Here is a 14,222-nt window from a genome sequence, read left to right on the forward strand (position 1 = left end):
GAAGTCTACGGTAAACTAATGCCATAACAAATCTGGTAGCACTCATCATATTCGCTGGAGCTCTTTGAATGTCTCACGCCGTTAAAATCTACGACACCTGTATTGGCTGCACCCAGTGCGTCCGCGCTTGTCCTACTGATGTTCTGGAAATGGTGCCCTGGGACGGTGGGAATAAGGCTGGCACTATTGCTGCTTCTCCCCGTACCGAAGATTGCGTTGGCTGCAAGCGTTGCGAAACGGCTTGCCCGACTGACTTTTTGAGTATCCGCGTCTATCTCGGTGCTGAGACCAGCCGCAGCATGGGATTGGCCTACTAAGGTTACAGAGAAGTTACTCCTTCACACTCATCAATAGGCGTCCATTAACTGGACGCCTTTCTTTGATGGATTTGCCTCTTAGGCATTTTCTCCATCAGAATTTACCGTTCGGAGAACCTCCAAGTATTCGGCCAGTTGTTTGAGTGAGGCAGCGGTTAAAGCTGTATCGAGTAGCTCCTCTAGCTGCACTACGGTCAGCTCCTGAAGTTGAGTCTGAAGTGAACTCGGAATAGAACCAAACCGACGTTCCATTAAACGCAGTAGCATACGGAGCGCTTCTTGTTGTCGCCCCTGTTCGAGCCCTTGTTCGAGCCCTTGTTCGAGCCCTTGTTCGAGCCCTTGTTCGAGCCCTTGTTCGAGCCCTTGTTCGAGCCCTCGTTCGAGCCCCTGTTCGAGCCCTTGTTCGAGCCCTTTGGCCAGACCGATTCTTTCCACACTGCTGATGTAAGGCATCCTCTGCTCCCGCTCGTAAGCTTGAATCTCCTCCCAAACCTCTTGCTCCAACTCCTCCGGCAATGCCATCACCCAATCGATGAAGTGAAAGAGCTGGATGATATCCTCGCGCTCGTAGCCCCGTTCGTACAGCCGCCGAATCAACCGCAGTTTCCACTGCAGGCGATCGCGCTCGTCCCCACGAGTGGCCTGCGCCTGCAGGTGAGCCATCGCAACGGTTGCAAACGGATTGCTGCTGGCCTCCAATTCGGCCCAGCGCTGCTTGTAGCCTAGCAACTTTGCTGTGAGAAAGCGGAATTCCAGGCGACAGCCCAAGACCTCGCGCACAAACTCGCTGGGCTGCCAGTTGGGACTGGTGTCGCAGAGGATGGCTAAACTCGCCACGGGGTGACCGTAGCGCTCGGCAATGCGGGTGTTGTAGATATACATGCGCTCGGGGAAAGAGTCATCTCTCTGGCCCTGCACTTCCACATGAATGAGAATCCACAGGTCCCGTCCGTCGAGCAGCCAAACCCGCACCAGTTTGTCCGCATAACGACGGCCCAATTCGGCATCGCGGGCGATCTGCTGGAGCTCTTTGTCGAGAAACTCGTAGGGACGCGACCAGTCGATTTGGGCCTGAGCGGCGGGGAAGAAGAGCCGGAGACAGGGCTCAAAATAGAGCTCCAGCATCTCCTTCCAGGGGGTATCGAAGTCTGCTCGGGGTGAGGTCATGTCTCGGGCGAACCACAACGTCTGACTCACTCTAGAGTACCGCTAGGGTAAGGTCGAGGCTGCTGATGGGCTCTCGCAATCTGCCAGCGGCGATCGCGAACTGCACTGACAGAGCTCGATCGCCCGGTAACTTCTGAGCTGGAAATCGCCTTAGATTGTGGGCGATCGAGCTGCCAGAAGCCGACTTGGCCCCTATGGATAGCGACTTGCAAATGCTCGTCCCCGATCTGTTGACAAATCCGCAGAAGTTGAACGTATTCGATCGCCCGACCGGCATCATCGAACCTTGTCAGCGGCCTCGGCTTGTCGAGCGCGAACCTCGTGCAGAAAAAAGTCCTCTAGGGATTGCTTGTGCTGGCGGAGCTCGACCAACTGAGCTCCCAATTGTTGCAGCATAGTCGTGCAGTCCCCCGTTTGACCCAGCCAATCTCCAGACCACAGTGCAGATTCGAGCGATGCGGAGGTAGGGGAGAGCAACTCCCAGTTTTGCAGTTGGCGGGAAAGTGATTCGAGCTCGCCGCCAATTCCCCGAACGCGATAGCCCGACTGGCTGGCTAAGAGTTCTTCTAGGGTGCCCTGCGCCACCATATCCCCTTGGATTAGCAAACCGACGCGATCGCAAATCGCTTCCACATCTGACAGAACGTGGCTGTTGAAAAAGACGGTTTTGCCTTGCCGCTTGAGATTGAGGATAATTTCCCTGAATTGAGCCCGACCCACCGGATCGAGGCCGGACATGGGTTCGTCGAGAAAAACCAGCTCGGGATTGTTAATCAGGGCTTGAGCCATTCCCACCCGCTGCATCATGCCCTTAGAGTATTTGCGCAACTGTCGATTGCGGGCGGTATCGACGGGCAAGCCGACTTCTTCTAACAGCTGCGGAATTCGCTCTTTTAAGACTTTGCGAGGGATTTGGAAGAGCTCTCCAGAAAATTGTAAAAACTCCCAGCCCGTCAAATAGTCGTACAGATAAGCGTTTTCGGGCAGATAGCCCACCTGTTGTTTAATGCTGGGATCGCCTAAGGGGCAATCGAGGATGGTGCCGCTACCGGAACTGGCTTGAATGATGCCGAGCAGGCATTTAATTGTGGTGGTTTTGCCCGCCCCATTGGGACCCAATAAACCGTAGGTTTCCCCTCGGGCAACCGTGAGGGTACAGTCTTTGAGCGGGGTGACAACTTTGTTCAGCCAAAAACCAGTACGATAAGTCTTGCTCAATCCTCGTACTGAGAGGGCAGCGTTCTGGGGAGATGGCGCTGAGGAGGGAGCAAGTACCTTTGGTGGATTTGTCGTTACAGCCATAGGAGAGTGCATGGACATTCACGTTAAAAGGTGCGTGTGGAGATAAGTCCAGCGAGAGCAAAGCGGCTCGTGCCGCCACGCCTTCTAGCGACCGACGCCGAGTCGATCCCCCCATCGAGTCTCAGTAGCAATCGTCAGCACGCACGGCAAGTTCTCACTGGCCTTCTGATTGAGTTAGTTTGCCCAAGTCGGCAGCAGCAATTGTCAGAACGGCAGCGGCAAAACTGGGTTAGAGGGTTAGTCACCGGACAGATTCGAGGACAATAGCAGCTTAGGGGCTCGGAAAAACCTTGGAGATCTGCTCGGGCCGCTCGCTGAGGCTATCCTGCTCGCTCGGTCGCCATACTCGATCTAGACCTGTATAAGTGACGCACTATGACCATTCGATTTGGGCGAGCGATTTGCGGTCACTTATCGGCAGCAGGCTCTCGCGAGTGGCTAGTCACTAATGGCATTGGGGGTTACGCCTGCGGCACGATCGCCGGACATCTAACCCGCCACTATCACGGCCTACTCGTGGCCGCCCTCGATCTTCCCCTACAACGCCACCTATTACTGACTCGATTGGAGGAAACAGCCACTGACCGACAGCAGATCTATCCCCTCTACACCAATTGCTGGGCGGATGGCGCAGTTGAACCTCGGGGCGATCGCCATATCGAGAGCTTTCAACTGGACGGTACAGTTCCCCACTGGACCTACGCGATCGCCGATGCCCGCTTGCACAAGCGCATTTGGATGCAAGCGGGCGAAAACACCACCTACATCAACTATTCCCTCCAGCGCACTCAATCTCCGATCGCCCTCTCCATCAAAGTGCTGGTCAACTACCGCGACCACCACGGCGGCAGCACTGAGGGAGACTGGCAGATCGAGCCGTTAGCCAATGGAATCTGCGTTCGAGCCTTTCCAGAGGCCACGCCGTTTTACATCTTGGCCCCGACAAATCATTTCGAACTCAAACGGGAATGGTATCGCAATTACTCGCTGGCAATGGAACAGTATCGCGGTACTGGCGATCGCGAGAATCATCTCCATGCCGCCACCCTCAATACCACTCTGAGGCCGGGGGAAAGCTTGACCCTTGCGGCCAGCACTCAGGCGTCACCGTCACTGGATGGGGAAAAAGCGCTGGGCGATCGTCGCGATCGCGATACGCACCTGCTGAACCGCTGGCAAGCTGTCGCGCCCAATCCCGACAGACCCGACTGGAGCGAACAGCTCGTCCTAGCTGCCGACCAATTTATCGTGGCTCGTCCGCTGCAGGGGGAGCCGGACGGTCAATCGGTGATTGCCGGATATCCCTGGTTTAGCGATTGGGGACGCGATCTGGCGATTGCTTTGCCCGGACTGGCGATCGCCACGGGCCGCCCCGAATTAGCCCGACCCATCCTGCGCACCTTTGCTCGCTATCTCGATCGGGGCATGTTGCCCAACGTCTTCCCCGAATCGGGGCAGCAACCGGAATACAACACCGTCGATGCCGTGCTGTGGTACTTCGAAGCCGTACGCGCTTATGTTGACGCGACTGACGACATCGACCTGCTCGAAGAAGTCTTTCCTGCCTTGGCCGAAACGATTGACTGGCATCGTCGGGGCACCCGCTACAACATTCACCTCGACCCCGAGGACGGGCTGATCTACGCAGGCGAACCCGGGGTGCAATTAACCTGGATGGACGCCAAGGTGGGCGATTGGGTGGTGACACCCCGCACGGGCAAACCGATCGAGATTCAGGCGCTGTGGTACAACGCTCTGGCGATCGCTGCAACCTTTGCCCGCCAGTTAAATAAACCTCAACAAGAGTATCGTCAGTTGGCCGAGCAATGCGCTCGAGGCTTTCAGCGATTTTGGAGCGATTCGCTGGGCTACTGCTTCGATGTCTTAAATACTCCCGACGGCGACGATAGTAGTTTGCGGCCCAATCAAATTTTTGCCGTTGCTCTCCCCTATAAGACCCTATCGTCACTACCTCCATTACTCGCGCCCGATCGCCAAAAAGCGGTTGTGGATACTGTGGCTCGCCATCTGCTAACCTCCTACGGCTTGCGATCGCTCTCCCCCACCCATCCCGACTATCGCGGTCACTACGGCGGCGATGCTTGGCAGCGGGATGGAGCTTATCATCAGGGAACCGTATGGGGTTGGCTGCTCGGTCCCTTCACTAGCGCTCATCTCGCGGTCTATAACGATCCCATTCAGGCCCGCGAGTGGCTCGCCCCGATTGCCGACCATCTCGCCGATGCCGGACTGGGCAGTGTCAGTGAAATTTTTGATGGCGACCCGCCCCACACCCCTCGCGGCTGTTTCGCTCAAGCCTGGAGTGTGGCTGAAATTCTGCGAGTATGGACGCAGATCGAAGCCGACCGCAATCCTTAAATCCTCCATTTTGGGAGACTTGCGGTCACCATCGATGTGTGTGCTGGAGGTTTAAAGATTATTTAAGTAGTTTTACCTGCTGAAAATCCAAATAGTTGAACTCAACAGCGATCGCGCTCTCCCTTCCAGATCTCCTTCAATGACACCCCTTCAAAGATGGCAATAGTTCTTATCGAGTTGCTTCAAGGCGATCGCACTGGAGTAGCGGGGAGTAGGCAGTTTAAGTGGGAGGTAATTGTAACTATGGAGGCGCGTAGTGTTGAAGTCTGTCAAATTTAAGGCAAACTGAGAACACAGAGCATTTGAGAAGACCTCACTGTGCCACGTGTTAATCCACAGATACTGATATGGGCTCGCGAAACCGCTGGGCTCAGTCTTGGTGAGGCGGCCAAGAAAGTTGGGATTAACAAGGCCAAAGGAATGTCTGCAGATGAACGCCTTGCGGCATTAGAGTCTGGAGAAGTAGAGCCAACTCTACCGCAGCTCAAGCGGATGGCTAAACAGTACCGAAGATCGCTTGTAACCTTTTTTCTTTCAGATCCTCCAGAAAAAGCCGACCGGGGCGAAGACTTTCGTACTAAACCTGGAGATTTAGCCCAAGAGGAAGCAGCACTTCTCGATGCTCTACTTCGAGATGTCAAAACTAGGCAGAATCTTATCAAGTCTGCTTTAGAAGACGATGAGGACGTATCTGAACTACAATTTGTCAAGTCATTAAGTATTAATGATGGAGTTCCTGCATTTGTGGATAAGATTCATGAGACGATTAAATTAGATTTAAGCCAATACCGTGCAGAACCTAATATAAAAAAAGCTTTTGCTCTCCTTCGAGAGCATGTCCAAGAATCAGGGATATTTGTATTACTTCTAAGCAATTTGGGGACTCACCATACAAATATTTCACTAGGAACTTATCGTGGCATTGCGCTTTTCGATCCAATAGCTCCATTTATTGTAATCAATGATTTAGACTCACCTTACGCATGGTCGTTTACTTTGCTGCATGAAATGTGCCACATTTTAATGGGGAAATCTGGGGTAAGTGGAGAGCTAGAGCGTATAGAAATTGGCAACGAGAAATCACGCTCAGCTAATGTTGAGCGCTTTTGTAATGTTGTAGCTAGTGAAGTTCTCCTGCCTTCTGATGATTTAGACAAGTTAAAGATGACTGGAGGTGAAGATATTCCTACCCTTGCGAAATTCATTGGCGACTTTGCTGAGAATAGATATGTAAGTCGCTCTATGGTAGCCTATCGCATGTTGCTAAGCGATCGAATTACAACAGATACGTGGGCAAAGCTAGCATCTCTTTTTCGTTCACAATGGAAATCTCAACAAGAGAGAAAGAAAGAACGTGAGCGTGAATCTAATAGTGGGCCAAATTGGTACACTGTACGTCGGTATAAAGTTGGGAGCTCTCTTCTAAGTACTGTTTCAGAAATGATGAACTTGGGAGGCTTGACAACTGTCAAAGCAGCTCGTGTTTTAGGTGTCAAAGCACATCATGTTGAGCAGATGCTCGCGGCAGGTTCCTCCTCTATGTCTAAGGAGGGGGGATAACAGTTGCTCTATCTTCTAGATACAAATGTTTTGATTGATGCAAATCGAGATTACTACTCAATTGCGCGTGTGCCAGAATTTTGGGAGTGGCTAGAGGAGTTGGGGAAACAAGGCAGAGTTAAAATTCCAAATGAAATGTTTGATGAAATAAAACAAGGTAAGAAAGAGGACGAACTAACGAAATGGGTTAATAATGGTCAAGTTCGGGACGCTTTACTGCTTGATGAAGAGTTCGATCCAATCTTGGTACAGAAAGCAGTACACGTAGGCTATGCAAACGATCTGACAGATATAGAGATTGAAGAGATAGGGTACGATCCTTTTTTGATTGCTGATGCTCTTGCTGACCCTAAAAATAGAGTTGTTGTAACCACAGAAGTCTCAAAGCCGAAAAAACAAAGAGCTAATCGACGTGTTCCAGATGTGTGTAACGCTGTTGGTATTCAGTCCTGTCACACTTTTCAAATGATCCGTAAATTGGATTTCAGTACTAACTGGAGAGAGGGTTAGCACGCAAAGTAAGTGTGAGCAGTGTGAGCCTGAGTTGACCTGTGCCTTCCTGAGTCCCAAGGCTTCTCTTCCTATCCACTAGTAGTCTATTCTTGTGCAATTGCGATCGCCTCTTCAGACAAGGTTGTGGAGATTGGCCAACTCACAAATCGGGAAGCCTCCATCAGTTAAGTTCGAAAAAACTAAGTATGCCCAACATGACCCGTGGTGCTTGTACTCATCCTGAGCTATCCTCCCTGCGGACAACCCTTGTCATTGAAGGCGATCGCCCTTGAAGATCGCGCGGATAGACGGTCTCGCTAGGCTATATGTGGTTTTACCCACTCTAATCCCCACATGGATATCATCCTCTGCCATGAAACCGCCGACTTTGATGCTCTCGGAGCCGCTGTCGGAGCCGCTCGACTCTATCCCGGTGCCCGCATCGTCCTAACCGGCGGAGCCCATCAATCGGTGCGCGAATTTCTCGGGCTGTATCGGGATGAATATCCCCTACTGGAATTGCGCTCGGTGGACGAGCGATCGCTCCACCGCATTGTCTTGGTAGATGTGCAAGCGCCTCGACGACTGGGCAAAGCTGCCGAATGGCTGTATCGCCCCGAGATCGAAGTCCACGTTTACGATCACCACCCCAACCCAACCCCCGCCGACTATCGTCCCGCTCTCTGGTGCGTCGAACCCGTGGGCTCCACCTCCACCTTGATTGTGGAACGATTGCAGGAAAAAGGCATCGACCTCAGCCCCTTCGAAGTCACTGCCCTCGCCCTCGGCATCCATGTCGATACCGGTTCTCTCACCTTTGGCAGCAGCACTGCCCGCGACGCCAAAGCCTTAACCTGGCTGATGGAACGGGGGGTCAATCTCGACGTGCTCGCCACCTACATCGATCGCGGCCTCACCCCCCAAATGCAGGACTTGTTGGCGCGCGGTTTGGACGAATTGGGGGAAGTTGCTCGCGAGCAAGCGGGCTATCGGTTGGCGGTCTGGACCGTCCGCAGCGCCACCTATCTGAGGGGGTTAGCGGGCATTGTGGAACAACTGATTGACTTGACCGATGTGGATGTTTTGGTGGCGATCGCCAAACAAGACCATCGCATTAGTATCATCGGGCGATCGCAACAGGACTTCGCGCAACTGCAGGAGGTCATGCAACGCTACGGCGGCGGCGGCCACCCTCGGGCAGCATCGGCATCCCTAAGCACCAAGCACGAGGATCGCGACATCGAACAGATTGCCGAGGAGATTCGCTCGGCGTTGCGCGATCGCGTTCCCCAGCCCGTGCGGGCGGCTGACATCATGTCCTCTCCCGTGCGCACCATCCGCCCCGAAACCACCATCGACGAAGCTCAACGGCTGCTCTTGCGCTACGGCCATTCGGGCTTATCCGTGATGAATCGGCACAACCAACTGGTGGGGGTCATCTCCCGTCGCGATCTCGATTTGGCCCTCCACCACGGCTTCGGCCATGCCCCCGTGCGAGGCTACATGACAACCCCCGTGCGCACCATCGCCCCCGATACCTCCCTCAACGAGATTCAAGATTTGATGCTGAAGTGGGATATCGGTCGCTTGCCCGTGCTCGATCGGGGAGAACTGGCGGGCATCGTCACCCGCACGGACGTGCTGCGCCAACTGCACGATCTATCGCCTGCCACCCCCTTGCAGTTAGAAGTGCGCGATCGCCTGCAGGTACGGCTCAAAAAAATGCTTCCCCCCCGCTACCGGGACATTCTGCAGCAAGCGGCGATCGAGGCGGATCGCCTGCAGTTGCATCTCTATCTGGTGGGGGGAACCGTGCGCGATTTACTCCTCGATCGCCCCACTGACGATCTGGACCTCGTTGTGGATGGTCGCCACCCGATCGCGACCGAGGGCAAAGAACCGGAAGGATGGGGGGTGAAATTGGCGCGATCGCTGCAATTCCACTACCCCGACGCCAAGCTCGAAATCCACGGCAAATTCCAAACGGCTGCCCTCACCTGGCCGGATGGCCTCTGGCTCGACATCGCCACCGCCCGCACCGAATTCTATCCCTACCCTGCCGCTGCCCCCGAAGTTGCCGCCAGCTCCATTCAGCAGGATCTGTATCGGCGCGATTTCAGCATCAACGCCCTCGCCCTGCGTCTCAACGGGCCGCCAGCGGGAGAAATTCTCGACTTTTTCGGCGGCTTGGACGATCTGGAGCACCATCAAATTCGGGTGCTGCATCCCAATAGCTTTATCGAAGACCCCACCCGCACCATCCGAGCGGTCCGCTTTGCCGTTCGTCTCGGCTTCAGCCTCGACGATCGCACCCGCGACTATGCTATTGCCGCCAGCCATCTGGCCCACGGCCAGCAGTTTCCCACCCCGGCCCTCGAACAGGGAGCCCGCCTGAAGCAGGAACTGGGCTATGTTCTCTGCAGCGATCGCTGGCCCGAGGCGTTGCAACTGCTGAACGACTTGGGAGCCCTGCGATATTTGCATCCCGACCTACATCTCAGCTCGCAAATCCTGCCACAAATGCGTCGGGTGGGAGCTTGGGCCTATCACTTTAGTGCCCGTCACCCCGATCTGCATCGCCGCACCCTCTGGCAACTGCGCTTGGAATGCCTGCTGGCCCACTGTCCCCAAGCAGCCGAAATCGCCCAATCTCTCAACTGGCCGAAAGAGGGACTAGAGCGGCTGCAGCAATTTCCCGTCTGGCGCGATTGCCTGCTGCCGCAACTGGCTGGCGACCTCCTCCCCAGCCAAGTGGTCGCCCATCTCAACCCCCTACGCACTGCCGATGTCGTTCTGCTTGCAGGCGAGGCGTCCCCCCACTGCCGCCGTTATTTGTGGCAATACCTGAGCGTCTGGCAATTCATCAAGGCCCCCTTAGACGGCCACGCGCTCAAACAGATGGGCTACCGGGTCGGACCTCAATTCAAAGCCATCCTGCAAGCAATGCGCAGCGCCACCCTCGATGGCGCAATTTGCGATACCGATGGGGCGATCGCCTTTCTCCAAACCCACTTCCCCCTGAAATCTGCGCAGCCTTAAACCCCAATCTACCGTTCGGTTCCCCTTCCCCCAAGTCTGAGGGAAGAGTTAGGGGGTGGAGGGAAGACGCTTGTCGAACTGAATAAATGGGTACTCTATGACTACTCGTCACTGTCCGCCAGACAGAACGGTGAAGCGTTAGTCCTTTAGAAATCCAGACCTGCGATTGCAGCTATGTCATTGAATTCGCTTAAAAAAGCTGTTGTGCCCGCTACCCTGTTAGCTGGCATCCTATTCCTCGGCCTGTCGATTGCCTTGAAGGTGAACGAACACAAGTCTCTCGTTGTGGAAATCGAACGGGATCGCATCTTCGATGCCCGCGTCAGAGATGCTGCTTGGCCCTATGTGATGTTCTCATTCGCCGCAAGCGCGATGGTCGGAACGACAGCTCTATCAATCGCTGGCTGGCGGGCAGCGAACCAAAGCAAAACAACACTGGCAAAACGTCAGGCCGAACTGGAGCTAAAACTGGCCCAGAAAAACGAGGAAATTGAAGCTCTGCGGCTCTCTCCCGCTCAGCTGGAAGCCATTGGTCTGACCTGCTTCATGTCAGATGCCCCCCCAGTGGCAAGCCAGTCTCAATCGACCGAGCCTATTTCTGCATCTGAAGCCGCTGTCGAGATCGAGGCATCTCCCGAAGGCGATCGCCTGCTCTCAGGCTTAGAATCCTGGCTGGATCGCCCCTCCCTCCACAGAGATTCTCAATCTCAACTGCAAGCCCCAAACTCTGTCGAACTGGAAACTTCCATCGACGCCTCGACTTCCTCGATCGAACGCCTCTTTGGCAACTGGCTGGCCTCAGTCGAAAACACTGCCCCAACCGATGCTTCAGTCGCACCCTCCCCATCCAATATCGCCGACGAGCCTTTAGAGCTCGAAGCACTGCAAGAGCTGGATCTGTGGGTGCAAGATTTGACAGCCCAAGTGAATCGAGTCGCAGACATTGCCAAGCGCGATCGCCCACTCGATACAACCCCCGTCAGCCCAGCGATCGCCCATCCCGAGCTCTCCGACACGAATGCGATCGCAAACCGGCAACCCCTGGCTAAAGAGCCTGCACCCCCTACCTCCAGCCTGGAAGATCGCATCGCATCCAGCCTTTCGTCCCTTGCCAAAGCAGAAGACCTTTCTCGCCACGTGACGGTCGCCCTGCAGCCCGAGGAGGGCAATATCGATCCAGCCGCATTCGATCGCATGCAGCAACAGTTGAATCTGTTACAGGTGTTGGAGCAGCGCCTGCAAGATTTGGAGTCTTATGTTCAAACTCGGTAATGGGTGCTCTGCCGAAGTGTTAGATCGCTGGTTTCAACGCTTTAACCGTCAATGCTCGCAGGCCCTCAAACGATTCCCCCAGTGGCAGTTAGTCGCCTGCCTCCTCCTGCTCGCTGTTGCCGCCATCCCCTTAATCGTCACCTCCCTGCAGGTTTGGCAGCAAGCCGCTTTAGCCTTCGCCGTGCTGGGCTTGGGCGAGCTTGCCATTCAAATTGATAACCGCTTCGGCGGCCGCGAATACTCCGAGCTCTCCCATAACCTCCACTTATTTCTCATCGCCCTCAGCTTGCTGACCACCATGCGGTACCTCTACTACCGGGTGGTCTATACGCTCAACTTCGCCAATATTCCCGACGGTATCGCCAGTGTGCTGCTCTTCAGTGCCGAGCTATATGCGATCGTGATGTTGTTGCTCAGCTTTTTCCAAACCCTCAGAATTAAACATCGCCCGTCAATCCCGCTGGATGAAGCCAAGCAGGATGAGTGGCCCAAAGTGGATGTTTACATTCCCACCTACAACGAGGATGTGGAAATTGTCCGCAAAACGGTGCTGGCAGCACTGGCCCTCGACTATCCCCAACACAAAAAAGGGGTGTATATCCTCGACGACGGGCGTGCGGCTAAATATGCCTCGCGGCGCAAAGAACTCTACGCCATGTGTGACGAAATCTCGGCGGACCCAGACCACCCCGGCATCGTCGAGATGATGACGCGGGATGACAATTCCCACGCCAAAGCCGGGAATATCAACCAGACCTTTCCCAAAACCAAGGGCGAGCTGGTGCTGATCCTGGACTGCGATCACATGCCCGCCCGCAGCCTCCTGAAAGAAGTGGTGGGCTTTTTCAACAACGAGCAGTTGGCCTTAGTGCAGACCCCCCATTGGTTTTTCAATCCCGATCCATTCGAACGCAATCTCCTGACCCGTGGCAAAATTCCTGTCAACAACGAGCTGTTTTATAAGGTCTTGCAAAAGGGCAACGACTTTTGGAACGCCACGTTCTTTTGCGGCTCTGCTGCTGTCATTCGGAAAGAGTACGTCCTGCAGGTGGGCGGAATCGCGGTCGAGACCGTCACAGAAGACTGCCATACGGCCTTCCGACTGCATTCGTTGGGCTATAAGTCGTTCTACTACGACAAAATTATGGTGGCGGGCTTGGCCCCCGAGCTGCTCTCGGCCTATGTCGGCCAGCAGGTGCGCTGGGCGAGGGGGATGGCCCAAATTCTGCGCACTGAAAACCCTCTCATTAACCCCAAACTCAATCTCACGATCGCGCAGCGGTTGTGTTATTTCAGTGCGACCTTCTGCTTTTTCTATGGCATTCCGCGCCTCATTTATGCTGTGGTGCCGACCCTCTATCTCCTGTTTGGCATCAACCCCATTCGAGGTTTGGGGGTGGAAACATTGCTATACGCGCTCCCTCACATCATCCTCTCTCTGAACGCCAACCACATTGTCCACAAACACGTCCGCTACTCTTGGTGGAATGAGCTGTTCGAGTTTGTTTTGGCCTTTCAAACGGCATATGTCACGTTCATGGCCGTGATTAACCCCAGCCTGGGATCGTTTAACGTCACCGATAAAGGCATGTTGGTCACCCAGCGCAATTTCGACTGGCAGTCGGCGCGCTATCTACTCTGGCTGTTGGGGCTGATTGGGGTAGCAATCTGTGCGGTTCCCTTTTGGATTTTGTTGCGTCCGGAAGATATAGAGGCCACGTTGGTGAATGCCGCTTGGTGTGCTTTCAATCTGGTTTTGCTCGGGGGAGGGGTATTGGTGTGTTTGGAACAGGCACAATTGCGAGAATCCCACCGCCTCAATCGCAAGCTGGAGGCGACGATCTTTGGCCCCGGTCGGCAGTGGCAGGGATATACCTTGGATGTGAGCGAGACGGGGGCCCGCATTCGTTTGAATCGAAAGCCCGATCTCTCTGAAGACCTAGAGGTAGAGCTCGTGGGAGATTACGGACGTCGAGTGCGGCTGCTGCGATCGCGCATCGTCTGGACGCGCCCGGTTGACAGCGGCCAGGTGGATGTGGGCGTCGATTTTGGCATCGGTCAGAACTCCGCTTGGGCCCAGCCAAATGCCGCCCCCGAGGAGTACGAGCTCTATCGCAAGCAACTGGACAACCTAGCACTGGTGCTCTATTCGGATGTGAAAGAGTGGTTCTCGCAACATCGTGCCGAGATCGATCGCCCCTTGCACTCGATGTGGTTTATCGCAACCGCCATGGGCAGGGCCTTACAAGAGTTTATTCCCTACCAAAGCGTTGTAGCGCGCCAAAAAATACAACTGCCCGCCCAACTGTTCTGGCAAGGGCAGTTTCACCCCAGCAATGTAACGGAATTGGGCAGTCGCAGTCTGAAACTAGAGGCGCAATTACCGGCTCGCTTGGATGTGGCGGCTCTAGAGCGCGATCGCCCGGTATTGGGTGTGCGGCTGAGGGGGCCGGGAGGCCAGTTCCTCAATCTCGTAACGCAAGTGGATCGGTTGCAGCCATTACAGGGCACTCAGCGGACTGCGATCGAACTTTCGTTTCCCGAATCGTTGCGATCGCAGCAGTCAGCGAAACTGAAGCCGCTTTTGGCTCAACTCAACCAGCAACAGGCTGCGCAGGTAGCCTGAAGTCTAGTTTTCCGGTAATTCCTGGATCGTCTGTACACTGATAAAACCTATCCCCGAGCCAGAGAATC

At 54.8% G+C, this 14,222-nt stretch carries 10 protein-coding genes; 7 read left to right on the top strand and 3 right to left on the bottom strand.

The window, feature by feature from the left end; all coding sequences use genetic code 11:
- The first annotated feature begins 68 nt into the window (after positions 1-68).
- Complete coding sequence (gene psaC / locus SYN7336_RS24695) at positions 69-317, top strand: photosystem I iron-sulfur center protein PsaC (protein ID WP_038025767.1); 249 nt, start codon at positions 69-71, stop codon at positions 315-317.
- A gap of 78 nt (positions 318-395) precedes the next feature.
- Here the strand turns inward: psaC and SYN7336_RS06175 are convergent, their stop codons facing one another.
- From SYN7336_RS06175 to SYN7336_RS24700, 3 genes are read right to left on the bottom strand one after another with little or no spacing between them, the layout of a single operon-like run.
- Positions 396-1,484: a DUF4351 domain-containing protein gene (locus SYN7336_RS06175; RefSeq protein ID WP_017325056.1), complete on the bottom strand. Its 1,089-nt coding sequence runs from the start codon at positions 1,482-1,484 to the stop codon at positions 396-398.
- 31 nt (positions 1,485-1,515) lie between these two features.
- On the bottom strand, positions 1,516-1,764 hold the full coding sequence (locus SYN7336_RS06180) for a hypothetical protein (protein ID WP_038025768.1): 249 nt from the start codon (positions 1,762-1,764) through the stop codon (positions 1,516-1,518).
- Entirely contained in the window at positions 1,761-2,702 is a 942-nt protein-coding gene (locus tag SYN7336_RS24700; protein ID WP_017325058.1) for an ABC transporter ATP-binding protein, read from the bottom strand. Before SYN7336_RS24700 ends, SYN7336_RS06180 begins: the two co-directional genes overlap by 4 nt.
- Before the next feature lie 459 nt (positions 2,703-3,161).
- Between SYN7336_RS24700 and SYN7336_RS06190 the strand changes: the two genes are divergently transcribed.
- The 6 genes from SYN7336_RS06190 to SYN7336_RS06215 all read left to right on the top strand — a co-directional run bounded on the left by SYN7336_RS06190 (position 3,162) and on the right by SYN7336_RS06215 (position 14,154).
- Positions 3,162-5,165, top strand: a complete 2,004-nt coding sequence (locus tag SYN7336_RS06190) for an amylo-alpha-1,6-glucosidase (RefSeq protein ID WP_017325059.1) — start codon at positions 3,162-3,164, stop codon at positions 5,163-5,165.
- A 318-nt stretch (positions 5,166-5,483) separates the two neighbouring features.
- On the top strand, positions 5,484-6,725 hold the full coding sequence (locus tag SYN7336_RS24705; RefSeq protein ID WP_017325060.1) for an ImmA/IrrE family metallo-endopeptidase: 1,242 nt from the start codon (positions 5,484-5,486) through the stop codon (positions 6,723-6,725).
- Between the two features lie 3 nt (positions 6,726-6,728).
- Positions 6,729-7,235 carry a DUF4411 family protein gene (locus tag SYN7336_RS06200; protein WP_026100747.1) on the top strand — a complete coding sequence of 169 codons (507 nt, stop codon included), beginning with the start codon at positions 6,729-6,731 and terminating at the stop codon, positions 7,233-7,235.
- 336 nt (positions 7,236-7,571) lie between these two features.
- Positions 7,572-10,256 carry a CBS domain-containing protein gene (locus SYN7336_RS06205; protein ID WP_017325062.1) on the top strand — a complete coding sequence of 895 codons (2,685 nt, stop codon included), beginning with the start codon at positions 7,572-7,574 and terminating at the stop codon, positions 10,254-10,256.
- A gap of 204 nt (positions 10,257-10,460) precedes the next feature.
- The gene (locus SYN7336_RS06210) at positions 10,461-11,528 is read left to right on the top strand and encodes a hypothetical protein (protein WP_156820054.1); all 1,068 of its coding nucleotides are present in this window, start codon (positions 10,461-10,463) and stop codon (positions 11,526-11,528) included.
- On the top strand, positions 11,512-14,154 hold the full coding sequence (locus SYN7336_RS06215) for a glycosyltransferase family 2 protein (RefSeq protein ID WP_017325064.1): 2,643 nt from the start codon (positions 11,512-11,514) through the stop codon (positions 14,152-14,154). Before SYN7336_RS06210 ends, SYN7336_RS06215 begins: the two co-directional genes overlap by 17 nt.
- Positions 14,155-14,222: the final 68 nt, after the last annotated feature.

The sequence above is a fragment of the Synechococcus sp. PCC 7336 genome, from assembly GCF_000332275.1.
Lineage (GTDB): Bacteria > Cyanobacteriota > Cyanobacteriia > Thermostichales > PCC-7336 > PCC-7336.